Raw genomic sequence first — 24,712 nt, forward strand, 5'->3', positions numbered from 1 at the left:
GCCTCGCCGGCGTTTGAGGCGCGGGGTCTGGGGCGGAGCCCCAGGAGGGGTCCGGGCGCAGCCCGGGGAACGGGCGAAGGGCGGGTAGGGGACTTTGCCCCGCGCAGCGGCAAAGGGTGCTGCGGGGACTTTGCCCCGCGCAGCGGCAAAGGGTGCTGCGGGGACTCCGCCCCGCGCAGCGGTGAGGGGTGCTGCGGGGACTTTGCCCCGCGCAGCGGTGAGGGGCGCAGTGGGGGCGTCGCCCCGCGTAGTGGGTGGGGTTCGGGGGCGTGGGAGGCTGGCGGGGGGCGTTATCCCCGGCCGCGCGGAGCTAGGAGCAGCATGCACACCCTTCTCGTCACCGGCCCCGGCGGCGCCGGCAGAAGCACCGTCGCGGCAGCGACCGCCCTCGCCGCCGCCAGGCAAGGCCACCGCGTGGTGCTGCTCACCACCGGCCCCACCGCCCCGCCGATCACCCCGCACGGCACGCTCCGCGTGACCCGCGTCGACTCCGGCGAGGAGTTCCGCCACGAGCTCGTCGCGCTCCAGGAGCGCGGCTCCGCGGTGCTCGGGATGCTCGGCGCACGCCCCCTGCACACCGACGAGATCACCGAGCTGCCCGGCGCCGAGCAGTTCGCCCTGCTCCGCGCCCTGCGCCGGGCCGCGGACGAGCCCGGCACCGACCTCGTGGTGGTCGACATGCCTCCGCTGCACCAGGCGATCACCACCCTCGCCCTCCCCGCCCAGCTCCGCCGCTACCTCGCCCGGCTGCTCCCCGCGGAGCGCCAGGCGGCCCGCGCCCTGCGCCCCGTACTGGCCCAGCTCGCCGGTGTCCCCATGCCCGCGCAGTGGCTGTACGAGGCCGCCGCCCGCTGGGACGAGGACCTGGCGGCCGTGCAGGACGTCCTGGAGGCCCCCACCACCTCCGTACGGCTCGTCGCCGAGCCGGGACCCGCCGCCGACGCCGCGCTGCGCCTGGGCGGGCTCGGGCTCGCCCTGTACCGGCTGCCCGTCTCCGCGCTGGTCGCCAACCGGATGCTGCCCGCCGGATCCACCGACCCGTGGCTGGCGGGACTCGCCGCCCAGCAGGAGAAGTACGCCGCCCAGTGGGCCGGGGACGAGAGCCTCCCGGTGCTCCCCGTACCCCACCTGGGCCGGGACCCGCACGGTCCCGAGGACCTGGCGGAGCTGGCCCCCGCCCCCGCCCCGGCGACCGCGCCCCGCCCCGCCTGGACCGTGGAGGACCGGATCGCCGAGGACGGGGTGCTGCTCTGGCGGGTCCCGCTGCCCCGCGCGGAGAAGCCCGAGCTCGGGCTGGTGCGGCGCGGAGACGAGCTGCTGCTCACCGTGGGCCCGTACCGCAGGATCGTTCCGCTGCCGGCGGCGCTGCGCCGCTGCACCGTCTCCGGCGCCGCCCTCGTCGACGACGAGCTCCGCATCCGCTTCACCCCGGACCCGGGCCTGTGGCCCCGGAGCGGCGAGAAGGCGTAGAAGCCCGGAAGGCGGGCCCCGGCGGCCTGGGGGCCGTACCGCCGTTCGGGTAACGTCGGTAGGAGCAGGAGTCCGTACCGCACGCCCAGCCGCCGCCGCAGGAGAGTCCGCCATGAGCGAGGCCACCGACCGTCCCACCGATCCCTCCTCCGGGGACGACGCCTGGGCCGAGGCCTGTGCCGAGGACCTCGCCGCCGAGCGGGAGCGCCGCAGGTCCGAGCAGGGCGCCTCCGCGGGCGCCGGCACCGGGACCGCCGCCGAGGAGCTGTTCAAGCTCTTCGAGGCCGTCGCCGACAAGGTGTCCGACAAGGTCTCCGCGCTGAACAACCCGCTGTTCGGCGTCGCCGCGCAGGGTGCCGTACGACAGTTCGTCAACCAGGCGAAGACCGCCGCCAAACCCGTGGTCGAGCGCAATCCCGAGGTCTTCGACCACCTCGCGGCGGCGGGCTCGGAGCTGCTCGCCGCCTACCGCTCCGCGGTCGAGGGCCACGAGCGCCGCTGGACGCGCGACGAGCGGGCCCCGGGGTGGGGGAGCGGGACCCCCGAAAGTGCCGCCGGGAACGCGAAGGACCCCCGTGACGAGGGCGACGACGGCCCGACCGAGCGGATCGATCTCGACTGAACCCCCGCCTCCCTCGGGTACGGTTGACAGCGGCGGGGTTTGACCGGAAACCGAGGGACTAATGGGACTCACCATCGGCGTCGACATCGGCGGCACGAAGATCGCGGCCGGCGTGGTCGACGAAGACGGCACCATCCTTGAGACGTACAAGGTGCCCACGCCGCCGACCCCGGACGGAGTGACGGACGCGATCTGCGCCGCCGTCTCCGAGGTCAGCGCCAGCCACACCATCGACGCGGTCGGCATCGGCGCCGCCGGATACGTCGATGACAAGCGTGCGACCGTACTCTTCGCGCCGAACATCAACTGGCGGCACGAGCCGCTCAAGGACAAGGTCGAGCAGCGCATCGGCCTGCCCGTGGTCGTCGAGAACGACGCCAACTGCGCCGCCTGGGGCGAGTACCGCTTCGGCGCCGGCCAGGGCCACGAGGACGTCATCTGCATCACGCTCGGCACCGGCCTGGGCGGCGGCATCATCATCGGCAACAAGCTCCGGCGCGGACGCTTCGGCGTGGCCGCCGAGTTCGGCCACATCCGCGTCGTCCCCGACGGCCTGCTGTGCGGCTGCGGCAGCCAGGGCTGCTGGGAGCAGTACGCCTCCGGGCGCGCGCTCGTCCGGTACGCCAAGCAGCGCGCCAACGCCACCCCCGAGAACGCGGTGGCCCTCCTCGCGCTCGGCGACGGAACCCCCGACGGCATCGAGGGCAAGCACATCAGCGAGGCGGCCCGCGCCGGCGACCTGGTGGCCATCGACTCCTTCCGCGAGCTGGCCCGTTGGGCGGGCGCCGGCCTCGCGGACCTGGCCTCGCTCTTCGACCCCTCGGCGTTCATCGTCGGCGGCGGCGTCTCGGACGAGGGCGACCTGGTCCTCGACCCGATCCGCAAGTCCTTCAAGCGCTGGCTGATCGGCGGCGCATGGCGCCCGCACGCGCAGGTGCTCGCCGCCCAGCTGGGCGGCAAGGCCGGGCTGGTCGGCGCGGCGGACCTGGCCCGCCAGGGCTGAGGCCCCCGCCCTGCGACGACCCGTTGCGACGGACTGCCCGCCGCGCCCCCTGGGGTGCGGCGGGCAGTCTCGTTATGTTGCGGGGTATGGACCTCACCGAGCTGCCGAACTCCTGCACCGAAGCCGATGGTTCCGCCGTGATCCGGGTGCTCTCCTACAACGTCCGCTCGCTGCGCGACGACGAGGACGCACTGGCCAGGGTGATCCGCGCGTGCGCGCCCGACCTGGTGTGCGTCCAGGAGGCGCCGAGGTTCTTCCGCTGGCGCAAGCACGCGGCGCGGCTGGCCTCGAAGTGCGACCTGGTGGTCCTGTCGGGCGGCGCCACGGCGGCGGGGCCGCTGCTCCTGTGTTCCCTACGGGCCTTCGTGGAGCGGACCGAGGACATACTGCTGCCGCTGACACCGGGCAGCCACCGGCGGGGCTTCGCCACGGCCGTCGTACGGCTGGGCGGGGTCCGGGTCGGGGTGCTGAGCGCACACCTGTCGCTGGACGGGCCCGAACGGCTGGCCCAGTCGGAGCTGCTCCTGGAGCGGCTCGAGGGGATGGACGTGCCGTACGCGATCGCGGCGGGGGACATCAACGAGGGCCCGTCCGGGCCCGCCTTCCGCCGGCTCGCGGGGGCCCTGCAGGACTGCCGGGCGGTGGCGCCGTGGGGTGGGGAGCACACGTGGGTGCGGTCGGCGCCGCCGCGGCGGATCGATGCCGTCTTCGCCAGCGCGGGCGTGGAGGTCCTGGCCTGCGGCGTCCCCTCACCCCTGCCCGGAGTCACCCCGCAGGACCTCACCCAAGCCACGGACCACCTCCCGGTCCTGGCCACCCTCCGGCTGCCCGCACGTTCTTAACGCACCGCACTCCTTCTTGACGCGCCGCACCCGCCCACCGGACCCCGCGCCGGGACGGCGGTGGCGGCAGCCCCGCCCAGGCACCGCCGGACGGAGTCCGGCGCAGCGACGCCAAGCCCGCGCAGCGGCGCGAGCGGCGCGTCAAAAGGTCAGACCACCGCGCCGCGGCCCGGGTCGTCGTCCTCGTCCTCGTCCGTGGACATCCGCGCGACCAGCGTCGCGAAGCCGCCCAGGAAGCCGCCGACGCCCAGCGTCGTCAGCCACCAGGTCATCTCCCACTGGAGCAGCACCGCCAGGAGCAGCAGGACCGGTCCGCCCACCACCGCCAGCCAGGCGAACTTCGACGTCGCGTCCGCCTCCGGCAGCTCCGGCTCCGGGGGGACGAAGTGTCCCTCGTCCTTCGCGGCCTCGGGGGAGTCGTCGGGCTCGGCCAGGGAGTGGTCCCGGGGGCCCGCTCCGCCCACGCCCGGGGCGAACACCACCGAGCTGCCCAGAGCCGCCGCCGCGGGCGGTTCCGGGGAGGCCGGGTTCGCCGGGGAAGCCGGGTCGGCCGGGGGCACCGGGCCGGCCGCCGGCTTCACGTCCTCCTCCGGCAGGAGGAGGTTCTCGATCGGCCGGAACGGTCTCGCGCCCGGCGGATCCGCCGGCTCCTGGCCGTAGCCGGCGACGATCGCCGCCCACGCCGCTTCCTCGTCCAGCGGGGGGACACCCCCGGAGGACTCCTCGTGCTCAGCCACCGCTGGCCGCCCCCTCCCTGCCCAAGCTCTCCGACAGCCGTCCGACGAACGCGTAGCTGTCCGCGAAGATCTTCTCCGCGTCATGGTCCAACGTCGCGACGTGGTAACTCTGTTCCAGCAGCGTTTCGGTGACGTCCGTGGAGGACACCCGCGCCAGGATCCGCGTCGAGTCCGTCGGCCGCACCACATGGTCCTGCGGGCTGTGCAGCAGCAGCAGCGGCTGCGTCACCTGCGGCAGTTCGGTGTCCAGCATCTGCAGGAACTTCCGCAGCGAGTGCGCGGCCCGGGTCGGGACCCGGTCGTAGCCGACCTCGTCCGCGCCCGGCTTGGCGATGTCGCTAGCGATGCCCGGGGTCGACCGGATGAAGTGCTTGACCACCGGCAGGGCAACGGCCAGCGGGTCGTGGATCTTGTTGACCGGGTTGACGAGGACGATCCCGCTGATGCTGTCCCCGTGCTTCGCCGCCAGCCGCAGCGTCAGCGCGCCGCCCATCGACAGCCCGAAGACGAACACCTGATCGCAGCTGTCGAGGAGCTCCCGCAGCGCGCGGTCCACCTCGGCGTACCAGTCCTGCCAGCCGGTGAGCTGCATGTCCTGCCAGCGCGTCCCGTGCCCGGGGAGCAGGGGCAGCGACACCGTCAGTCCCTGCGCGGCCAGATGGTCGGCCCAGGGCCGCATCGACTGGGGGGAACCGGTGAAGCCGTGGCAGAGGAGGACGCCGACCTTTCCGCCCTCGTGGCGGAACGGCTCGGCTCCAGGGAGGACGGGCACCAGGGTCTCCTTAAAGGGGGGCGTGGGGTGCGTAGCGCTGTGTGACTTCACCGTACGCGACGGGGGTGGCACCGACCAGGGTCGTCTGACGGCTCCGGGTGCGACCACGGGATATGGTCTGTTCGACAGACACAGGAAGGCTTTCGAGTTGATCTACGGCGCAATGAAGTTCTCGATCGGCGGTTCCCTGAAGCTCGCCTTCAGGCCGTGGGTGGAGGGCCTCGAGAACATTCCCGCAGAGGGGCCGGCGATCCTCGCGAGCAACCACCTGTCCTTCTCCGACTCCTTCTTCCTCCCGGCCGTGCTGGACCGGAAGGTGACCTTCATCGCGAAGGCGGAGTACTTCACCTCCCCGGGCGTCAAGGGCAAGCTGACGGCCGCCTTCTTCAAGGGCGTCGGCCAGCTCCCGGTGGACCGTTCGGGTGCGCGCGGGGCCGGCGAGGCCGCCATCAAGAGCGGCATCGACGTCATCGAGCGCGGAGAGCTGTTCGGTATTTACCCCGAGGGGACGCGTTCACCCGACGGCCGGCTGTATCGCGGAAAGCCCGGCGGTCTGGCCCGGGTGGCGCTGGCCACCGGCGCGCCCGTGATCCCCGTCGCGATGATCGACACCGAGAAGATCCAGCCGCCCGGCAAGGTGGTTCCGAAGCTCATGCGACCGGGTATCCGGATCGGGAAGCCGCTGGACTTCAGCCGCTACCACGGCATGGACGGGGACCGCTTCATCCTCCGCTCGGTGACCGACGAGGTCATGTACGAGATCATGAAGCTCTCCGGCCAGGAGTACGTCGACATCTACGCGACGGCCGCCAAGCGGCAGATCGCCGACGCGGAGAAGGCCGCCGCGAAGAGCGAGAAGGCCGAGAAGGCGGAGCAGGCCGAGAAGGCTGCACACGCCGAGAGCGCCGAGAGCACCGAGAAGGCCGGACCGGCCGTCGCGGACACCGACAAGTAGCAGCACACGGGCGGGACCGCCCGTACGGGGTGGGGGAGATGGCGAAGCGCGAGCGCGTCGTACGCATGTCGGTCGAGCAGCCGCTGTGGCGTGCCCTGACGGCCTACCGGCTGCTCACCATGGTCTACGCGGCCCTGCTGTTCGCCTCCGCCTACAAGGAGTTCGACCGCCCCTGGATCGCGGCCTCCTACCTCGCCTTCCTGGCGGGCTGGACCCTGGTCACGCTCCCCAAGGTGGCCAACGCCGCCAGCTGCACCAAGCGGTTCCTGGGCGCCGACCTCACCGTCGCCTGCGTCGGGATCCTGCTCACCCCGCTCGCCGACAGCCACGAACGCGTCACGGGCGGCGGCCCCACGCTGCCCTCCATCTGGACCGCGGGCGCGGTCCTCGCCTTCGCCCTCAAGGGCGGCTGGCGCTGGGCCTGTTTCGCCTCCAGCTTCGTCGCCGCCGCGAACCTCGTGCAGCGCGGCGAGCCCACCCGGGACACCCTGCACAACGTGCTCCTGGTCTGGGTGGCCTCCATCGCCATCGGCTACGTCGTCGAGGTGGCCCGGGCCAGTGAGGCCACCCTCGCCCGCGCCCTGGAGATCGAGGCCGCCACCCGGGAGCGCGAACGCCTCGCCCGCGACATCCACGACGGGGTCCTCCAGGTCCTCGCGATGGTCCAGCGGCGCGGCACCGAACTGGGCGGGGAAGCCGCCGAGCTGGGCCGGATGGCGGGGGAGCAGGAGGTCGCGCTGCGCACCCTGGTCTCCAGCGGACTCGCGCGCCCCTCGCGGATCTCCCGCGACGAGTCGCACGGCGCGATCGTGGCCTCCGTCGAGGTGGAGGAACCCGGCGAGGACGAGGGCGAGCTCGATCTGCGGGCCCTCCTCGCCCCGCACGCGGGCTCGCGGGTGAGCTTCGCGGAACCGGGCACCCCGGTGCCGCTGCCGGTGCCCGCCGCCAGGGAGCTGGCCGCGGCGGTCGGGGCCGCCCTCGACAACGTGCGCAAGCACGCGGGCGAGGGGGCCAGCGCCTGGATCCTGGTAGAGGACTGGGGCGACGAGGTGATCGTGACCGTCCGGGACGACGGTCCGGGCATCCCGGCCGGCCGGCTCGACCAGGCCGAGGGCGAGGGCCGGATGGGAGTGGCCCTGTCCATCCGGGGCCGGCTCCGCGACCTCGGCGGCAGCGCCGAGCTGGTGTCCGTCCCGGGGCAGGGCACCGAAGTGGAACTGAAAGTACCGAGGGGGAGCAACCAGTGAACGAGTCGAGCGAGCAGGGCAGTCAGGGCAGTCAGGGCGGGCAGAACGGCCTGGGCGGCATCAAGGTCATGGTCGTGGACGACCATCCGATGTGGCGGGACGCGGTCGCCCGCGACCTGGCCGCCGCCGGTTTCGACCTGGTGGCCACCGCGGGCGACGGACCCGAGGCCGTCCGCCGAGCGCGCGCTGCGGCCCCGCACGTCCTGGTCCTCGACCTCAACCTGCCCGGCATGCCCGGGGTCCAAGTCTGCAAGGAGCTGGTCGGCGCCAACCCGGCGCTGCGGGTCCTCGTGCTCTCCGCGAGCGGCGAGCACGCCGACGTCCTGGAAGCGGTGAAGTCCGGCGCGACCGGCTACCTGCTGAAGTCCGCGGGAGCCCAGGAGCTCATCGACGCCGTGCGCCGCACGGCGGCCGGCGACCCCGTCTTCACCCCGGGCCTGGCCGGACTGGTCCTCGGCGAGTACCGGCGCCTCGCCACCGACCCGGCGCCGGCCGCCTCCGACGAGCCCAAGGCACCGCAGCTCACCGACCGGGAGACCGAGGTGCTGCGGCTGGTGGCCAAGGGGCTCTCGTACAAGCAGATCGCGGAACGGCTGGTCATCTCCCACCGCACCGTCCAGAACCACGTGCAGAACACCCTGGGCAAGCTCCAGTTGCACAACCGGGTGGAGCTCGTCCGGTACGCGATCGAGCGGGGCCTCGACGACGCCTGAGGCGCGCACGGGTGAGGCTGCCGCTCGTACGAGTGAACGGGCGTACGCAACGCCCCGCAATTCCCCCGGAATTGACCCTTCCTCAGGCCTTGCTGTGACCTGAGTCACCACTAGCGTGACCGTCATGCGGGCCCCGCGGCCTCAGCGGGCCCTGTGGCGAAGGGAAATTCCATGAAGGCCATGAAGGTCGGAGTGCTGACGGGCGGCGGCGACTGCCCCGGGCTCAACGCGGTGATCCGCAGCGTCGTGCGCAAGGGCGTGCAGGAGTACGCGTACGAGTTCATCGGGTTCAAGGACGGCTGGCGGGGTGCGGTCGAGGGCCGCACCGTCCCGCTCGACATCCCCGCCGTTCGCGGGATCCTGCCGCGCGGCGGGACCATCCTCGGCTCCTCGCGCACCAACCCGTTCAAGCTGGACGACGGCGTCCGCCAGATCAAGGAGAACCTCGCCAAGTACGAGGTCGACGCCCTCGTCGCGATCGGCGGCGAGGACACCTTGGGCGTGGCCGCGAAGCTCTACGAGGAGTACGGCATCCCCTGCGTCGGGGTCCCGAAGACCATCGACAACGACCTGTCGGCCACCGACTACACCTTCGGCTTCGACACCGCCGTCGGCATCGCCACCGAGGCCATCGACCGGCTGCACACCACCGCCGAATCGCACATGCGGGTGCTGGTCGTCGAGGTGATGGGCCGGCACGCCGGCTGGATCGCCCTGCACTCGGGGCTCGCGGGCGGCGCCAACGTCATCCTCATCCCCGAGCAGCGCTTCGACGTGGACCAGGTCTGCGCCTGGGTGAGCTCGCGGTTCAAGGCGAGTTACGCGCCGATCGTGTGCGTCGCCGAGGGCGCGATGCCGAAGGACGGCGACATGGTGCTGAAGGACGCGACGAAGGACTCCTTCGGGCACGTCCGGCTGTCCGGAGTGGGCGAATGGCTGGCCAAGGAGATCGAGGCGCGGACCGGCAAGGAGGCCCGTACGACCGTACTCGGACACATCCAGCGGGGCGGCACCCCGAGCGCGTTCGACCGGTGGCTGGCCACCCGCTTCGGGCTGCACGCGATCGACGCGGTGCGCGACGGGGACTTCGGGAAGATGGTCGCGCTGAAGGGCACGGACATCGTGCGGGTGCCGATCGCCGAGGCGACGGCGAAGCTGAAGACGGTGGACCCGGCGCTGTACGAGGAGGCCGGAGTGTTCTTCGGCTGAGTTCCCGGTCGAGCCCCGGCTGGGCGCAGGGCGGGTCAGGACCGTGGGTCGTAAGGTGACGAACGACCCATGGTCCGATTCTTTGGCGCAGTACGGGAGCGAACGTGGAAATCCTGGCATTCGGGGTGACGGCGGACGAGAAGCCGCTCATCGAGAAGGCATTCGCGGGGCAGCACGAGGTGCGCTGCCTGGACGTCTTCCTGAGCGAGGACACCGCCCCCATCGCGACCGGGTACGAGATCGTCTCCTCCAGCGTCAACGCCGACCTGAGCGGGCGGGTGCTGCGCACCCTGGCCGCGGGCGGGACGAAGATGATCGCCCAGCGCTCCACCGGCTTCAACAACATCGACCTGGACGTCGCGCGGCAGCTCGGCCTGACGGTCGGCCGGGTCTCGTACTACTCCCCGTACTCGGTGGCCGAGTTCGCGTGGACCCTGGCCATGGCGGTGAACCGGCGGATCGTCCGGGCCTCGAACCGCACGCGGGACTTCGACTTCCGGCTCAACGGCCTGATGGGCCGCGACCTGCGCGGCCGCACGGTGGGGGTGCTCGGCACCGGAAAGATCGGGGAGGCGTTCACCCGGATCGCCCACGGCTTCGGCATGAACCTGCTGGGCTGGGACGTGGCGCAGAACCCGGCGTGCGTGGAGCTGGGCATGAAGTACGTGGACAAGGACACGCTGTTCGCGTCCTCGGACGTGATCAGCCTGCACGTTCCGCTGCTGGAGTCCACCCACCACATCATCGGCGCCCAGGCGCTCAAGCTGATGAAGGACGACGCGATCCTGGTGAACTCCAGCCGCGGCGGGCTCGTCGACACGGACGCGCTGGTCACGGAGCTGCGGTCCGGGCGTTTCACGGGGGTCGGCCTGGATGTGTACGAGGCGGAGGCCGGACTCTTCTTCCTGGACAAGTCCCTGGTGGCGGTCGAGGACGACACCCTGGCGCGGCTGATCACCTTCCCGAACGTGGTCGTCACCTCCCACCAGGCGTACTACACCCTCGACGCGGTGGGCCAGATCATCGACACCACGGTGGCCAACGTCGCGGACTACCTGGCGGGCCGCCGCTCGGAGAACACCCTGAGCCCCGCCGATCCCTCCTGAGCCCCGCCGCCGACCCCTCCTGAGCCCCGCCGGCCCTTCCTGACGCCGGCGGGGCCCGGCAGCGGTCACGCCCGGGCGGGCGCCCGGACTCCGGCGATCAGGTCGCGGACCAGCTCCGCGCCGCGCAGGGTCAGGACCGACTCCGGGTGGAACTGCACGCCCGCGAAGCCGCCCGTGCGGGACCGCAGTGCGTGGACCTCACCGGTGGCGGGGTCGCGGGAGACCTCGATGCCGCGCAGGGCCAGGGACCGCTCCCGCTCCGCGGAGCAGTGCGCCGCGTAGGTGTTGTAGAAGCCGACGACCTCCTGCGCCCCGAACAGCGGGATCCGCGTCTGCGCCCCCTGCGCCGGCTCCGCCTTGCGGACCAGCGGGAGCCCCAGCTCGGCGGCGAGCAGCTGGTGGCTGAGGCAGACCCCGAGCAGGCCGCCGCGGTGCGAGGCCAGGAGCTCCGCCGTCAGCTCGCGCATCGTGCGGATCTTCGGGTCGTCGAAGTCCGCCGGGTCGCCCGGGCCGGGGCCGAGCACGATCGGCCCGTCCCAGGTCAGGGCGGCCGCCCGCAGCCCCGGGTCGTCGTAGCGGCGTACGGTCACCTCCAGCCCGGCCACCCGCAGCACGTGCCGCAGCATCGAGGTGAAGGTGTCCTCCCCGTCCACCACCAGCGCGTGGCCCGTCACCTGCGACGGCCGCTCCTGCATCCGCAGCCAGAACGGCGCCAGGTCCTCGCGGCGAGCCGCCAGGGCCGCCTGCACCCGGGGGTCGTCGGCCAGCCGCGGCCCGGCCCCGCCGTCGGCGCAGGGCCGTACCGCCGCCGGGCGGACGCCGAGGGCGGCCAGCACCCCGGCCGCCTTCGCGTGCGTCTCCGCCACCTCGCCCGCCGGGTCGGAGTGCCGTACGAGGGTGGCCCCGACGGGCACCCGCAGCGCGCCGTCCGGCGCGATGTCCGCCGTCCGGATGAGGATGGGGGAGTCGAGGGTCTGGGCGCCCGAGGCGTCGAGGCCCAGCAGGGCCAGCGCGCCCGCGTAGTAGCCGCGCCCGCCCGTCTCGTACCGCTCGATGACCCGGCAGGCGTTCTGCACCGGCGATCCGGTCACCGTCGCCGCGAACATCGTCTCCTTCAGCACCTCGCGCACGTCCAGCGAGGACCGGCCGCGCAGCTCGTACTCGGTGTGCGCGAGGTGCGCCATCTCCTTGAGCCGGGGGCCGACGACCACCCCGCCCATGTCCCCGACCGTGCACATCATCTTGAGCTCCTCGTCCACCACCATGGACAGCTCCTCGGTCTCCTTGCGGTCCCCGAGGAAGGCGAGGAGGGAGTCGGCCGTCGGCCCCTCGGCCGGATAGCGGTACGTACCGCTGATCGGGTTCATCACGACCGTGCCCCCGGACATCCGCACGTGCACCTCGGGGCTGGCCCCGACGAGGGTGCGGTCCCCGGTGTGGACCACGTACGTCCAGTACGCGCCCCGCTCGCCCTCCAGGAGCCGCCGGAACAGCGCGAGGGCGTCGGCGCGGCCGAAGCCCTCGATCCGGCCCCCGTAGGTGCGCCGGATGACGAAGTTCGCGCCCTCGCCCCGGCCGATCTCGTCCTCGATGACCTGCCGGACGGTGTCCGCGTACTCCTCGTCGGGGACGTCGAAGCCGCCGCCGTCGACGCGCACCTCGTGGGCCGGCAGCGCGGCCAGCGCCTCGGCGAGCGGGATCTCGTAGGCCTCCTCGGCGACCAGCACGCTCAGCGGCGTGCCGTCGTCGCGCACGTCGAAGCCGCGCTCCCGCATCTGGCGGAAGGGGACGAGGGCCAGGGCGGGCCGCTCGCCGACGGGCAGGTCGGCCAGGTGCTCGGCCTCGTGGACCGGGCCGATCAGCACCTCGACGGTGTCGTGGTCGCGGCCGGGCGTGCGGCGGCGCAGCAGTGCGAACGGCGGGCAGCTGTCGTCGAGCAGGCGGCTCAGCTGCGGGTGAGGGCGAGGGTGAGGGTTCGGGTGCATGGCGTGGGCGTCCTATCCGGTTTCGGAGGGTGGGACGGCCCGGTGTTCCAGAGACTGTGGTGACTCACAGAATGCGGAAGGCCGCCCCTCGGGGCGGCCTTCGTTTCGCTCGTGTCTTCAGGTACGCGCGAGAAGTGGGCCGCCGGGAGCGGGCCACCACCAGTTCTGGTTCGAGTGCGCGTACATGCTCCGACCCTAGCCCAACCGTCCGGCCAGGGCAGGTAAACGGGTGAGTAACAGAGCGAGAGACATCCGTCTCACGTAGTGGTCCTCGACCGGGAGGTGCGGTGTGACGCCGTAATGTGTGTGGGGTGACCGTGAACGCTGAAACCCAAGCCCCCGCCTCCAAGGCGACCTGGCGGGACCTTCCCGCGGCGCAGCAGCCTTCGTACCCCGATGCCGAGGCCCTGCGCGCTGTCGTCGCGGACCTCGAGTCGTATCCTCCCCTCGTTTTCGCGGGCGAATGCGACCAGCTGCGCGCCCGCCTGGGAGCCGTCGCCAAGGGCGAGGCGTTCCTGCTGCAGGGTGGCGACTGCGCCGAGGCCTTCGATGCCGTCTCCGCCGACCACATCCGCGCCAAGCTGAAGACGCTGCTCCAGATGAGCGCCGTCCTGACGTACGCGGCCTCCGTGCCCGTCGTCAAGGTCGGCCGCATCGCGGGCCAGTACTCCAAGCCGCGCTCCAAGGACACCGAGACCCGCGACGGCATCACCCTGCCGACGTACCGCGGCGACTCCGTGAACGGCTTCGCCTTCAACGAGGCGTCCCGCGTCCCGGACCCCGAGCGCCTCAAGCGCATGTACCACGCGTCGGCCTCCACGCTGAACCTGGTGCGCGCCTTCACCACCGGCGGTTACGCCGACCTGCGCCAGGTGCACGCCTGGAACCAGGACTTCGTGAAGAACTCCCCCTCCGGGCAGCGCTACGAGCAGCTCGCGCGGGAGATCGACAACGCGCTGAACTTCATGAAGGCCTGTGGCACCGACCCGGCGGAGTTCAAGGCCGTCGAGTTCTACGCCTCCCACGAGGCGCTGCTCCTCGACTACGAGGGCGCCCTCACCCGTACGGACTCCCGCACCGGCCGGCTGTACGACACCTCGGGCCACATGGTCTGGATCGGTGAGCGCACCCGCCAGCTGGACCACGCGCACATCGAGTTCTGCTCGCAGATCGCCAACCCGATCGGCATCAAGCTCGGCCCCACCACCACGGTGGACGAGGCGCTCACCTACATCGACCGCCTCGACCCCGAGCGCGAGCCGGGCCGCCTGACCTTCGTCGTCCGCATGGGCGCCGACAAGGTCCGCGACAAGCTCCCCGAGCTCGTCGAGAAGGTCACCGCCTCGGGCGCGACCGTCGCCTGGGTCACCGACCCGATGCACGGCAACACCTTCGAGGCGGCCTCCGGCCACAAGACGCGCCGTTTCGACGACGTGCTCGACGAGGTCAAGGGCTTCTTCGAGGTCCACAAGGGCCTCGGCACCCACCCGGGCGGCATCCACGTCGAGCTCACCGGTGACGACGTCACCGAGTGCGTGGGCGGCGGCGACGAGATCTTCGTCGACGACCTGCACCAGCGCTACGAGACGGCCTGCGACCCGCGCCTCAACCGCAGCCAGTCCCTGGACCTGGCCTTCCTCGTCGCCGAGATGTACCGCGACCAGTAGGACGCAGCGCAGTGTGAGCAACCGACGAGTAACGGCCGATGGGGCGCGGATCGAATGTGATCCGCGCCCCATCGTCGTTCCCGGCTCTTTTAGGGAACCCTAAGTTTGGGTATGGTTAGGTAAGCCTCACCGAATAGGGGATGGCTGGCCCGACCATTCCTTTCCGGGAGGTGAACCGCGTGTACGTCTGCTCTTGTTTCGGGATCACCGACAAGCAGGTCAAGGACCACGCGGAGGCCGGAGCCTGCACGCCCCGCCAGATCGCCTCGGCCACGAAGGCCGGCACCGACTGCGGTTCCTGCGTGCGGACCATCCAGGGTCTCCTCGGCCGCGGGGCCTGCCCGCGCCGTGAACTGCTGGAGAAGGGCGACGCCGCCGCCGTGCTCGCGGCCGACCCCCTGGTACCGGCACTGGTATCGGCTGGTACGGAGCTCGCCGAAGCAGCGTAGGACTAGCTCGGCTGCTCGATGAGCTGCGCGATGTAGAGCGCCTCGCCGATGGACTCGATGAGCTCCAGCTGGGTGTCGAGGTAGTCGATGTGGTGCTCCTCGTCCTCCAGGATCTCCTCGAAGAGCCGCGCCGAGGTGACGTCACCCTTGCCGCGCATGACCTCGATACCGCGCTTGAGGCGGTCGATCGCCTCGACCTCGACCTGCCGGTCGGCCTGGAACATCTCCGTCAGCGTCTGGCCCACGCGGACGTGGAAGAGGCGCTGGTAGTTCGGCAGACCATCGAGCATCAGGATGCGCTCGGTGATCTTGTCCGCGTGCTTCATCTCATCGATGGACTCTTCGCGCGTGTACTTGGCGAGCTTCGTCCAGCCCTTGTTGTCCTGGATCCGGTAGTGGAGCCAGTACTGGTTGATGGCCGTAAGTTCGCCGGTCAGCTGCTCGTTGAGAAACTCGAGGACCTCGGGGTCGCCCTGCATCGCAGAGGCTCCTTCCAAGCAATGTCAGCAATGTGACGGGGCAGGTGCGCGCATCCTTGCACCGCCACAGGAGGCCGTCCAGTAAGTGCCTCCTTAGTGGGAGTTACCGTGACTTGCCCGAATCCGGGCGAAGCTGGTCATGACCACCCCGCCAAGTCTGTCACCATGGAGACATGGGTCAGCCGGAAAGCCGGGAATCTCCGGGATCAGAACAACTGGAGCTTCCCCCGGGGCAGAGGCTGCAGCGCGGCTGGCCGGTCACCCACTACGGACCGGTACCCAAGTTCAAGCCGGAGCGCTGGGAGTTCCGCGTCTTCGGTGCGACGGCCGACGGTGACAAGCACTGCTGGAACCACGAGGAGTTCGCGGCCCTGCCGTTCGACTCCGTCGAGGCGGACCTGCACTGCGTGACGAAGTTCAGCATGACCGGTGCCGAATGGGGCGGCGTGCTCGCCCGCAGGATCCTCGAGCTCGCTCCGCCGTCCCCGCAGGTCACGCACGTGATGGTGTGGGCCGAGTACGGCTTCAGCTCCAACATGCGCCTCGCGGACTTCGCCTCCGAGCGGACCGTCTTCGCCACCCACCAGGGCGGCGAACTGCTCACCGCCGAGCACGGTTTCCCGCTCCGGCTGGTCGTGCCCCACCTCTACGCGTGGAAGGGCCCCAAGTGGGTCCGCGGCATCGAGTACATGACCGCCGACCGTCGCGGCTTCTGGGAGGAGCGCGGCTACCACAACATCGGCGACCCCTGGCGCGAGCAGCGCTACTCGTACCAGGAGGAGCCGGGGGACGGCCCCGAGCTGTAGCTCATCGGTTCGGTGGCTCAATGGTGGTACTGGTGGACCACCGCGTGACCCTTTCCGCGGCCGATCATCCACTTGTTGACGGGCGTCGTGACGACGAAGGCCACCGCGAACGCGATCGCGAGCGCAGTCCAGAACAGCGCGTCCGACAGCATCGCGTCCATGGCTCCGGGCCAGAGCAGGATCACCCCGTTGTCGATCACTTCCATGACGGCGATGGAGAGGGTGTCCGCCGCCAACGCCACCCGAATGGCCGTACGGAAGTCCAGGCCGGCGGCGCGGACCCCGCGCAGGGTGAGCGCGTAGCCGAAGAAGAACGCGAGGACGATCGCGAGGACCATCGTCGGGGCGTTCCCCCAGCCCAGCGCCGTCCCGATGACCATGCCGAGCACTTCGCCGATGGCGCACCCGGTGAGGCAGTGGAGCGTGGCCTGCGCGGCGGCGGCCCAGGTGACCTTGCCGCCGGAGGTGGTGTGGTGGTGGCCGTGGTCGTGGTGCTGCTCGTGCTCGTGGTGCTGTCCGTGGTGCTGCTCGTGCTCGTGCTGCTGCTCGTGCGCGTGTTCCATGACAACCCCCTGGCGAGGAACGCCGGATAGCGGCTCTGTCGGTCGATATGACAGAACCGTATACCCCCCAGGGGTATTCCTCAACGGGTCAATGGATCAACGGATCAGCCGAGCTCGCGCAGCTCCTTCAGCAGCGCCACGTCCGCCGCGTGCCCTTCCTTGCCACCGGGCGTCTCGATGATCAGCGGGACACCCTCCATCGCCGGATGCGTGAACAGCTCGGCGAAGGCGTCCCGGCCGATGTGCCCCTGACCGATCTGCGCGTGCCGGTCCTTGTGGGCGCCCACGCCCTCCTTGGAGTCGTTGGCGTGCACCAGCTTCAGCCGGCCCTCGCCCACCGTGTCCACCAGCAGGTCCAGCGTCTGCTTCGTCCCGCCCGGCTCCGCCAGATCGTGCCCGGCCGCGAAGATGTGGCAGGTGTCGAGGCAGATCCCCAGCATCGGATGCCGGTCGAGGGCGTCGAAGTACGGGCCGAACTCCTCGGCGGTCGAGCACAGCGAGGAACCCTGCCCGGCCGTGGACTCCAGCAGCAGGAAGGGGTCGTCGTCATGCGTCAGCTCGTCCAGCAGTGGCAACATGTGCTCCCTGACCTGCGCGTACGCCGCCTCGCGCGGCCGGCCCCCGGTCGCCGAGCCGGTGTGCACGACCACCCCGAGCGCGCCGATCGCGCGGGCCCGGCGCAGCGAGTGCCGCAGCGATTCCACGGACTTCTCGACGGTGGCCTCGGTGTGCGAGCCGAAGTTGATCAGATACGGGGCATGGACGTAGGCCGGGATCCCCTCGGTCGCGCAGGCCTCGCGGAACAGCTCGTCCTGGGCGGGATTGCCGACCGGGGTGGCCCAGCCGCGCGGATTGGCGACGAAGACCTGAACGGCCTCGGCACCCATCTCGCGGGCGTACGCCAGCCCGACCGAGGCCAGCCCGCCCGCGACGGGCACGTGCCCGCCGACCGGATTGCGGCATGTTGAATTGTTGTTCATGGCGTGCTGTTACAGCCCCTTGGTCCTGATGGTGATGGTGCTGCCCTCGGCGGCGTTCTGGCCCGCGGGGACCGACTGGGAGTCGACGGTGTTGCTGAAGGAGAGGAAGGGCTTGTCGACCTTGACCTTGAAGCCCAGCCCCTCCAGGGTCTTGCGGGCCGCGTCGGCCTCCTGGCCGGTGACGTCCGGGACCGGGATCTGGCGGGGCCCCTTGGACACGGTGAGGGTGACGGTGTCACCCGCGGCGGCCTGGCTGCCGGCGCCGATCGACTGGTTGGCGACCGTACCGGCGGGGAAGGGAGAGTTGACCTCCTCCGGGGCCGTCTCCACCTTCAGGCCGAGGCCCTCCAGGGTGGAACGGGCCTGGTCGAGGGAGGTTCCCGTGACGCGCGGGACCGGCACCGGGCGGCCCTTGCTGACCACCATCGCGACCAGGGTGTCGAGGGACCGCTTCTGGCCGCCCGTCGGGTCCGTGCTGATCACCGAGCCCTGCGCGACGTCCTGGCTGAAGGCCTGCGTGACGGCCCCCGGCGTCAGGCCGACCGAGGTCAGCTCGGCCTTCGCGGCCTCCAGGGGCTTGCCCTTGAGGTCGGGTACGACGACGACCTCGGGTCCGCGCGAGATGGTGAGCGTCACCGCGCCGTTGCCGCGGATGCGCTTGCCGCCGGCGGGGTCGGTGTTCATCACGGTCCCCTTGTCGAAGGCCGCGCTGAACTTCCGGTCGACCCGCTTCACCCCGAGCCCGGCCGCCGACAGCTGGGACTTGGCCTCCGCCTCGGTCTTGCCGAGCAGGTTGGGGACCTTCGTGAACTGGCCGGAGCTGATGTACCAGACCCCCGTACCGAGGCCGAGGAAGAGCAGGACGCCGAGGACGACGAGCAGCACGCCGGGCCGGCGGATCCGGGAGGCCGCCGGCGCGGGCGCCGGGGGCAGGGGCGGAGCCGCCAGCCGGGAGGTGTGGGACACCGGCTCGGCGTGCGAAGCGTGTGTGGTCACCGGGCGGGGGATCACGCCGGTGCGGTCCTCGGCGGCGGTCCGCTCCGTGGCCCGGGCCTGCGGCGGTACGGCGTCCAGCTCGGAGTCGGAGAGCTGGGCACGGGCCCCTATGGCCAGCGCGAGGAGGGCGGCCGCGTCGTAGGGACGCAGATCGGGGTGGCGCGCGGTGGCCTGGGCGACGAGCTCGTCGAGCGCGACGGGGAGCCCGGGGACGGCGGCCGACGGCGGCGGGACGTCCTCGTTGAGGTGCTGGTAGAGCACCTGGGCCGGGTTGGCGCCGGTGTGCGGCTTGGAGCCGGTGAGCATCTCGTAGAACACGACGCCGCAGGCGTAGACGTCCACGCGGGTGTCGGTGACGCCGTTCTCGATCTGCTCGGGAGCGAGATAGGAGACGGTGCCGAGGACGGACCCGGTGGTATTGGTCACGGAGTCCACGGACCGGACCAGCCCGAAGTCGGCGACCTTGACCCGGCCGTCGTCGCCGATCAGCACGTTCTCGGGCTTCATGTCCCGGTGCACGAAGCCGGCGCGGTGCGCGGCGCCGAGGGCGGCGAGCACCGGTTCGAGGATGTCGAGGGCTGCTCGGGGCTGGAGCGCGCCGCGCTCGCGGAGCACATCGCGCAGGGTGCAGCCGGACACGTACTCCATGGCGAGGTACGTGTACGGCCCGTGCGTGCCCTGGTCGAAGACGGCCACGACGTTGGGATGGGCGAGCCGGGCCACGGACTTGGCCTCCCGGATGAACCGGTCGACGAAGCCGGGGTCGGCGGCGAGGGCCGGGTGCATCACCTTCAGCGCGAGGACCCGGTCCAGCCGGGTGTCGACGGCCCGGTAGACCGTGGCCATGCCGCCGGCCGCGATACGGGCGTCCACGCGGTAGCGGCCGTCGAGCGTCTGCCCGACGAGGGGGTCATCCAGGGTCGTGTCCACCCGGAGATTCTACGAGGGCCGACTCGCCCCCCGTCCCGGCCCCGGAGGGTTGCAGCGCACCTGTGACGTGGGGCGGCACGGGTCCCCCGCGCGCGGGGCTCCCACCCCCTCGCGCTCCACCCGGCCCCTGTGCCTGCCCACCCGCCACCCTTCGACGCCTAGATCGAAGCGGTGGGGACGCGTTTGAGAGGTTGGCTCGTGACGGCGGTCAGTCGCTGAGCCGGGGGATGCGTGTAGCGATCTGATGCGCCCGCCGCCGGCGCGGGCGGCTTATGGGTGCCGGGGCTCGGGGTGGGCCCTGTGGTGTTTGGCCGCACCTTCCTGCTGGGCCGTCCATGTCTCTCTGACCCGCCCGTTCTTTTGGGGTTTTCCGGCTGCCTTCGTTTTTCCGTGGCGGGTCGGTCTGTCAAGGGCGGCCGAAGGCCGTCGCGAAGCGACGCGACCGCAGGGAGCGCCCTTGACAGGCCGGCCCGACGCGGAAGGACGATGAGGCTGCCGGAAAACCCCAAACCTCCCGAAGCCTCCGGCCGGCCCCCGTCCCGCCCATCCCTCGGTTCCGCCGCGCTGGGCGGTCCCGGGCCTGTCCGGTCCCGAGGGGGCGGCGGGTGGGCAGCCACCGGCCGGGGGTGGAGCGCGAGGGGGTGAAGGCCCCGCCCACGGAGGGCCCGTACGGCATCAGGCCCCCCACCCGCCAGGCCCCGTACCGCCGCCCGCTCAGAACGCCGGGCGTTCCGGGTCCAGGGTGGCTCGGCCCTCCACCGGGGAGGAGGCTTCTGCGAAGCGGCGTTGGGGGATGCGGCCCGCGCGGTGGGCCAGGCGGCCCGCCGTGACCGCGTCGCGCATGGCCGCGGCCATCAGGACGGGGAGCTGCGCCCGGGTCACCGCCGAGGCGAGCATGACCGCCGCGCAGCCCAGTTCCATGGCCAGGGCCACGTCCGAGGCCGTTCCGGCGCCCGCGTCGAGGATGACGGGGACGCCTGCGCGCTCGGTGATCAGCTCGAAGTTGTGCGGGTTGCGGATGCCCATGCCGGAGCCGATGGGGGAGCCGAGCGGCATGATCGCCGCGCAGCCCACGTCCTCCAGTTTGCGGGCGAGGACCGGGTCGTCGTTCGTGTACGGGAGGACCGTGAAGCCCTCGTCGACCAGGGTTTCGGCGGCGTCGAGCAGTTCGACCCCGTCCGGGAGGAGGGTGCGTTCGTCCGCGACCACCTCCAGTTTGATCCAGTCCGTGCCGAGGGCCTCCCGGGCGAGGCGCGCCGTCAGGACGGCTTCGCCGGCCGTGAAGCAGCCCGCGGTGTTGGGGAGGACCGCGATGCCGAGGCGGTTCAGGACGGACAGGACCGAGCCCTGCACCGTCGGGTCGAGGCGCCGCATCGCGACCGTGGTGAGTTCCGTGCCGGACGCGACCAGCGCCCGTTCCAGGATGTCCAGGCTCGGCGCCCCGCCGGTGCCCATGATCAGGCGCGAGGAGAAGGTCCGGCCGGCGAGGGTGAAGGCGTCGTCGGAGATGTCATACGTGTCCGCCATGTGCTCAGCCTCCCTGGACTGCGGTGAGGACCTCGACGCGGTCGCCGTCGGTCACGGAGGTGTACGGCCACTGGCCGCGCGGCACCACGGTCTCGTTGAGGGCGGCCGCGACCCCCTTGGTGGCTTCGGTGAGGGTGGCGATCACGGCGGCGAGCTTGGTCCCGTCCGCGATCTCGCGCGGCTCGCCGTTGACGGAGACGGAAATGGTCATGCGAACGACTCCTGTCGCGTGAGGGTGGGCGTGACGGCGAAGCGGCGCGGGGTGAAGGGGCGGGCGATTTCCGGGAGTTCGCCGGTGGTCAGCAGGTCCGCCATCACGTCCCCGGTCAGGGGCGTCAGCAGGACCCCGTTGCGGTAGTGGCCGGTGGCCAGGTGGAGGCCGGGGAGGTCGGTCGGGCCGAGGAGGGGGGCGTTGTCCGGCGATCCGGGCCGCAGCCCGGCCCGGGTCTCCACCAGGGGGAGTTCGGTGATTCCGGGCACCAGTTCGTGGGCGTCGCGCAGGAGTTCGTAGACCCCGCCCGCGGTGACGGTGGTGTCCCAGCCGAGTTCCTCGCTGGTGGCGCCGACGACGAGCTCGCCGTTCTCGCGGGGGACCAGGTAGACGTGGCTGCCGCGCACCACGGCCCGTACGGTCCGTGACAGGAACGGGGCGTACGAGGGCGGCACCGCGAGGCGCAGCACCTGGCCCTTCACCGGCCGTACGGGCGCCACGGCCTCGGGCGGTACGCCGTCCAGCCGGCCGCTGAGCGAGCCCGCCGCCAGCACCACCTGGTCGGCGCGCAGCTCCGTACCGTCCGCGTCGTCGAGGACCGCGCCGCAGGCCCGGTCGGCGGCGGTCAGCAGGCGCGCCGCCCCGGCGCGGTGCAGGGCGACCCCGGCCCGTTCGCAGGCGGCCAGCAGGGCGGCCGCGAGGCGGCGGGGGTCGACCTGGTGGTCGCCGTCCACGCGCAGGCCGCCGCGTACGCCCGGCGCCAGCATCGGTTCCAGGCGGCGGCACTCGCGGCCGGTCAGCCAGTCGGACTCCAGGCCGCAGCGGCGCTGGAGGGCGTGCAGTTCGCGCAGGTGCAGCCGGTCGTCGGCGTCGAGGGCGACGGCGAGGGTGCCGCAGGCGCGGTAGCCGATGTCCATGCCGCCGCTGGCTTCGGCGAGCTCGGCGGCGAACTCGGGGTAGCGGGCGGCGGAGGCGAGGTTGAGCCCGAGCAGGGTCTCCTCGCCGTAGTGAAGCTCGGTGACGGCGGCCAGCATGCCGGCCGCGACCTGGGCGGCGCCGCCGCCGGGGGCCGGATCGGCCAGCGCGGTGCGCAGCCCGCGCCGGGCCGCCCGCCAGGCGGTGACCAGGCCGATGATGCCGCCCCCGATGACGAGGACGTCGTAGCCGGGACTCCGGCCGTTCCTGAATGAATGCATGGGCGTCCAGCCCCTCCCTTCGCCGGCATGACCCGGATCAGGTTCGTACGGTCGGAGGCCGGCCAGCCTCCCTCTCAGCCCGGTGCGCCCGGACTCCCGCGATAGGTTCGGTGTCAGAGTAACGCCGAGGCCGACGGCCGGTAAGGCTGCCTCCCCGGCGGCGGTGCCGGTCCGGCCGTGGCAGGGCTCCCGCCGGGCTCCCGCCCGGATCCCGGACGGGTCGCCATCCACTATTCCTGACGGACCGTCAGTTGATTAGGGTGGGCGGCGTGAGCGAGCAGACGCAACAGCAGACGCAGCAGGTGGAAGAGACTCGGCGCGGCGTGGTGATCGTCGGCGCCGGGATGGCCGGGGTCCAGACCGCGGTCGCCCTCCGGGAGCAGGGCTGGACCGGCCCCGTCACCCTGCTGGGGGCCGAACCCCACCAGCCCTACGACCGGCCCCCGCTGTCCAAGGCGGTGCTCCTCGGCAAGGCGGAGGACTCGGCCTTCGACGTCGACTTCGAGGAGCTTGGCATCGAGCTCCGGCTGGGGGTCGAGGTCACCGGGCTGCGGCCCGCCGACCGCGAGGTGGACACCGAGGCCGGACCGGTCCCGTACGAGGTCCTCGTGCTGGCGACCGGCGCCCTCCCGCTGACCCTGCCCGGCGCGGACGGTGTCCCCGGGGTCCACCTGCTGCGCACCCTGGACGACGCCGCCCGGCTGCGGCCCGTCCTGGCGGCCGGCTCGGCGGTGGTCGTGGTCGGGGCCGGCTGGATCGGCGCGGAATTCGCCACGGCCGCCCGCGAGGCGGGCTGCGCCGTGACGGTGGTCGAGGCGGCCGACCGGGTGCTGGCGGGCGCGCTGCCCGCGGAGGTGGCCGAGCCGATGGGGCGGTGGTACGCCGAGGCGGGCGCCGAGCTGCTGACCGGCGCGAGGGTGGCTTCCGTGGAGGCGGGCCGGGTCCTGCTGGCCGACGGGCGGGCGCTGCCGGCCGGAGCGGTGGTGGTGGGCATCGGCGCCCGGCCGGCCACCGGATGGCTGGCCGGGTCCGGCGTGGAGCTCGGCCCGGACGGAGCGGTCACCGCCGACGAGCGGCTGCGCACCTCGGTGCCCGGGGTGTACGCCGTGGGGGACTGCGCCTCGTTCCCGTCGGGCCGCTACGGGTCCCGGCTGCTGGTGCACCACTGGGACAACGCGCTCCAGGGGCCGCGCGTGGTGGCGGCGGACATCGTGGCCGGGGGCTCCGGGGAGCAGGTCTACGACCCGGTCCCGTATTTCTGGTCGGAGCAGTTCGGCCGCTTCGTGCAGTACGCGGGCCATCACGGCGACGCGGACGCGATGCTGTGGCGCGGTGACCCGGGGGCGGACACCTGGTCGGTGTGCTGGCTGCGCGAGGGGCGGCTGGTTGCGGTCCTCGCGGTGGGCCGCCCGCGCGACCTGGCCCAGGGGCGCCGGCTCATCGAGTCGGGCGCTCTGGTGGACCGGGCGAAGGTGGCCGACCCGGCGACCGCACTGAAGTCGACGCTGCTCGGCTGACTCGGCTGACCCGGCTGACCCGGCTGACCCGGCTGACCCGGCGGAGTGCGGGCCCTGGCCAGGGCCAGGGCCAGGGCGACTCGGGGTCGCGGGTGTCCCGATTCCGGCTCGCTCGGGTCCCGCCCGCCCCGTCTTCGGCCCCGTCGGCGGGGCCCCCGCACCCCGGACGGGGTCGCTCGGGTACCGGCGGGCAGTCCGAGATGGCAGGCTTGTGCTCGTGACCGAGATTGACGCAAAGATCGATGCCCTTGTTCCCGCCTGGCTGTACCTCCCCGACATCGCGGAGATGCTCGACATCGAAGTGACCAAGGTTCGCCAGCTGGTCAAGGAGGGTCAGCTGCTCGCGGTGCGCCGCGGCGAGAACCGCTCCCTCCAGGTCCCCGCCGCGTTCATCGACGGAGACAAGATCGTCAAGGGCCTGGTCGGCCTGCTGACCGTGCTCCGCGACGACCGCTTCACCGACGCGGAGATCCTGGAGTGGCTCTTCACCGCCGACGAGACCCTGCCCGGCACCCCCGTGCAGGCGCTGAGCGAGAATCGCGGCACGGAGGTGAAGCGCCGCGCTCAGGCGCTCGCCATCTGACCTGACTCCGCATCAAGATCAAGTTCAAGATCAAGCGCAAGCGCGGTGGGGGGGGGTGGCGCAGGGGGGGAACACCACAGCAACACCAGCGGAAAACAAACCCAAAGAGGACCGCTCCTTCCCCACAACCCCCCCCCCCCCCGCTCC

24 protein-coding genes and 1 riboswitch are annotated in these 24,712 nt (G+C 72.1%); of the genes, 14 read left to right on the forward strand and 10 right to left on the reverse strand.

Features of this window, described 5'->3' with window-relative positions:
* The first annotated feature begins 321 nt into the window (after window positions 1–321).
* The 4 genes from ACFRU2_RS40700 to ACFRU2_RS40715 all read left to right on the forward strand — a co-directional run bounded on the left by ACFRU2_RS40700 (window position 322) and on the right by ACFRU2_RS40715 (window position 3,937).
* On the forward strand, window positions 322–1,470 hold the full coding sequence (locus tag ACFRU2_RS40700; RefSeq protein WP_382981361.1) for an ArsA family ATPase: 1,149 nt from the start codon (window positions 322–324) through the stop codon (window positions 1,468–1,470).
* Window positions 1,471–1,582: 112 nt separating this feature from the next.
* Window positions 1,583–2,092 carry a DUF5304 domain-containing protein gene (locus ACFRU2_RS40705; RefSeq protein ID WP_382981362.1) on the forward strand — a complete coding sequence of 170 codons (510 nt, stop codon included), beginning with the start codon at window positions 1,583–1,585 and terminating at the stop codon, window positions 2,090–2,092.
* Window positions 2,093–2,153: 61 nt separating this feature from the next.
* Window positions 2,154–3,095 carry an ROK family glucokinase gene (locus ACFRU2_RS40710; RefSeq protein ID WP_382981363.1) on the forward strand — a complete coding sequence of 314 codons (942 nt, stop codon included), beginning with the start codon at window positions 2,154–2,156 and terminating at the stop codon, window positions 3,093–3,095.
* Window positions 3,096–3,181: 86 nt separating this feature from the next.
* Window positions 3,182–3,937 (forward strand): endonuclease/exonuclease/phosphatase family protein, encoded by a 756-nt coding sequence (locus tag ACFRU2_RS40715; RefSeq protein WP_382981364.1) that lies wholly within the window; start codon window positions 3,182–3,184, stop codon window positions 3,935–3,937.
* 149 nt (window positions 3,938–4,086) lie between these two features.
* Here ACFRU2_RS40715 and ACFRU2_RS40720 read toward each other — a convergent pair whose 3' ends face one another.
* Together ACFRU2_RS40720 and ACFRU2_RS40725 are read right to left on the reverse strand one after the other, a co-directional pair.
* A complete protein-coding gene (locus ACFRU2_RS40720; RefSeq protein WP_382981365.1) occupies window positions 4,087–4,674 on the reverse strand; it encodes a hypothetical protein in 588 nt (195 codons plus the stop codon).
* A complete protein-coding gene (locus ACFRU2_RS40725; RefSeq protein WP_274552301.1) occupies window positions 4,667–5,446 on the reverse strand; it encodes a carboxylesterase in 780 nt (259 codons plus the stop codon). The genes ACFRU2_RS40720 and ACFRU2_RS40725 overlap by 8 nt, the downstream gene beginning before the upstream one ends.
* 163 nt (window positions 5,447–5,609) lie before the next feature.
* Here ACFRU2_RS40725 and ACFRU2_RS40730 point away from each other — a divergent pair, with 163 nt between their 5' ends.
* From ACFRU2_RS40730 to ACFRU2_RS40750, 5 genes are all read left to right on the forward strand, one after another.
* Window positions 5,610–6,401: a lysophospholipid acyltransferase family protein gene (locus ACFRU2_RS40730; protein ID WP_382981388.1), complete on the forward strand. Its 792-nt coding sequence runs from the start codon at window positions 5,610–5,612 to the stop codon at window positions 6,399–6,401.
* 38 nt (window positions 6,402–6,439) lie between these two features.
* Window positions 6,440–7,648 (forward strand): MacS family sensor histidine kinase, encoded by a 1,209-nt coding sequence (macS, locus tag ACFRU2_RS40735; RefSeq protein ID WP_382981366.1) that lies wholly within the window; start codon window positions 6,440–6,442, stop codon window positions 7,646–7,648.
* A gap of 68 nt (window positions 7,649–7,716) precedes the next feature.
* Window positions 7,717–8,361 (forward strand): response regulator transcription factor, encoded by a 645-nt coding sequence (locus ACFRU2_RS40740; protein ID WP_250743819.1) that lies wholly within the window; start codon window positions 7,717–7,719, stop codon window positions 8,359–8,361.
* Between the two features lie 180 nt (window positions 8,362–8,541).
* Entirely contained in the window at window positions 8,542–9,570 is a 1,029-nt protein-coding gene (locus tag ACFRU2_RS40745; protein ID WP_382981389.1) for a 6-phosphofructokinase, read from the forward strand.
* Window positions 9,571–9,674: 104 nt separating this feature from the next.
* Window positions 9,675–10,676 carry a 2-hydroxyacid dehydrogenase gene (locus ACFRU2_RS40750; protein ID WP_382981367.1) on the forward strand — a complete coding sequence of 334 codons (1,002 nt, stop codon included), beginning with the start codon at window positions 9,675–9,677 and terminating at the stop codon, window positions 10,674–10,676.
* 65 nt (window positions 10,677–10,741) lie between these two features.
* Here ACFRU2_RS40750 and ACFRU2_RS40755 read toward each other — a convergent pair whose 3' ends face one another.
* On the reverse strand, window positions 10,742–12,661 hold the full coding sequence (locus ACFRU2_RS40755) for an anthranilate synthase family protein (protein ID WP_382981368.1): 1,920 nt from the start codon (window positions 12,659–12,661) through the stop codon (window positions 10,742–10,744).
* A 302-nt stretch (window positions 12,662–12,963) separates the two neighbouring features.
* On the opposite strand from ACFRU2_RS40755, the gene ACFRU2_RS40760 reads away from it, so the two are divergent.
* Window positions 12,964–14,328, forward strand: coding sequence for a class II 3-deoxy-7-phosphoheptulonate synthase (locus ACFRU2_RS40760; protein WP_374213473.1), 1,365 nt, complete (start codon window positions 12,964–12,966; stop codon window positions 14,326–14,328).
* A gap of 170 nt (window positions 14,329–14,498) precedes the next feature.
* Complete coding sequence (locus ACFRU2_RS40765; RefSeq protein ID WP_274552306.1) at window positions 14,499–14,777, forward strand: bacterioferritin-associated ferredoxin; 279 nt, start codon at window positions 14,499–14,501, stop codon at window positions 14,775–14,777.
* Window positions 14,778–14,779: 2 nt separating this feature from the next.
* Here ACFRU2_RS40765 and bfr read toward each other — a convergent pair whose 3' ends face one another.
* Window positions 14,780–15,256: a bacterioferritin gene (gene bfr, locus ACFRU2_RS40770; protein ID WP_112446344.1), complete on the reverse strand. Its 477-nt coding sequence runs from the start codon at window positions 15,254–15,256 to the stop codon at window positions 14,780–14,782.
* A gap of 173 nt (window positions 15,257–15,429) precedes the next feature.
* On the opposite strand from bfr, the gene ACFRU2_RS40775 reads away from it, so the two are divergent.
* Window positions 15,430–16,062 carry a sulfite oxidase-like oxidoreductase gene (locus ACFRU2_RS40775; RefSeq protein ID WP_382981369.1) on the forward strand — a complete coding sequence of 211 codons (633 nt, stop codon included), beginning with the start codon at window positions 15,430–15,432 and terminating at the stop codon, window positions 16,060–16,062.
* Window positions 16,063–16,079: 17 nt separating this feature from the next.
* Here the strand turns inward: ACFRU2_RS40775 and ACFRU2_RS40780 are convergent, their stop codons facing one another.
* The 6 genes from ACFRU2_RS40780 to thiO all read right to left on the reverse strand — a co-directional run bounded on the left by ACFRU2_RS40780 (window position 16,080) and on the right by thiO (window position 22,465).
* Complete coding sequence (locus ACFRU2_RS40780) at window positions 16,080–16,625, reverse strand: DUF4396 domain-containing protein (protein WP_382981370.1); 546 nt, start codon at window positions 16,623–16,625, stop codon at window positions 16,080–16,082.
* 104 nt (window positions 16,626–16,729) lie between these two features.
* A complete protein-coding gene (locus ACFRU2_RS40785; RefSeq protein WP_382981371.1) occupies window positions 16,730–17,605 on the reverse strand; it encodes a deoxyribonuclease IV in 876 nt (291 codons plus the stop codon).
* Between the two features lie 9 nt (window positions 17,606–17,614).
* A complete protein-coding gene (gene pknB, locus ACFRU2_RS40790; RefSeq protein WP_382981372.1) occupies window positions 17,615–19,531 on the reverse strand; it encodes a Stk1 family PASTA domain-containing Ser/Thr kinase in 1,917 nt (638 codons plus the stop codon).
* Window positions 19,532–20,245: 714 nt separating this feature from the next.
* Entirely contained in the window at window positions 20,246–21,058 is an 813-nt protein-coding gene (locus tag ACFRU2_RS40795; RefSeq protein ID WP_250743726.1) for a thiazole synthase, read from the reverse strand.
* A 4-nt stretch (window positions 21,059–21,062) separates the two neighbouring features.
* A complete protein-coding gene (gene thiS, locus ACFRU2_RS40800; RefSeq protein WP_382981373.1) occupies window positions 21,063–21,269 on the reverse strand; it encodes a sulfur carrier protein ThiS in 207 nt (68 codons plus the stop codon).
* Entirely contained in the window at window positions 21,266–22,465 is a 1,200-nt protein-coding gene (thiO, locus tag ACFRU2_RS40805) for a glycine oxidase ThiO (protein ID WP_382981374.1), read from the reverse strand. Before thiO ends, thiS begins: the two co-directional genes overlap by 4 nt.
* A riboswitch (TPP riboswitch) is annotated at window positions 22,463–22,575 on the reverse strand. (Overlaps the previous gene by 3 nt.)
* 159 nt (window positions 22,576–22,734) lie before the next feature.
* On the opposite strand from thiO, the gene ACFRU2_RS40810 reads away from it, so the two are divergent.
* Both ACFRU2_RS40810 and ACFRU2_RS40815 read left to right on the forward strand, forming a co-directional pair.
* The gene (locus ACFRU2_RS40810) at window positions 22,735–23,982 is read left to right on the forward strand and encodes an NAD(P)/FAD-dependent oxidoreductase (RefSeq protein ID WP_382981375.1); all 1,248 of its coding nucleotides are present in this window, start codon (window positions 22,735–22,737) and stop codon (window positions 23,980–23,982) included.
* Between the two features lie 217 nt (window positions 23,983–24,199).
* Window positions 24,200–24,565 carry an Rv2175c family DNA-binding protein gene (locus tag ACFRU2_RS40815; RefSeq protein ID WP_243330105.1) on the forward strand — a complete coding sequence of 122 codons (366 nt, stop codon included), beginning with the start codon at window positions 24,200–24,202 and terminating at the stop codon, window positions 24,563–24,565.
* The last annotated feature ends 147 nt before the right edge of the window (window positions 24,566–24,712 follow it).

It is taken from the genome of Streptomyces sp. NPDC056883, assembly GCF_042788835.1.
Lineage (GTDB): Bacteria > Actinomycetota > Actinomycetes > Streptomycetales > Streptomycetaceae > Streptomyces > Streptomyces stoeckheimensis.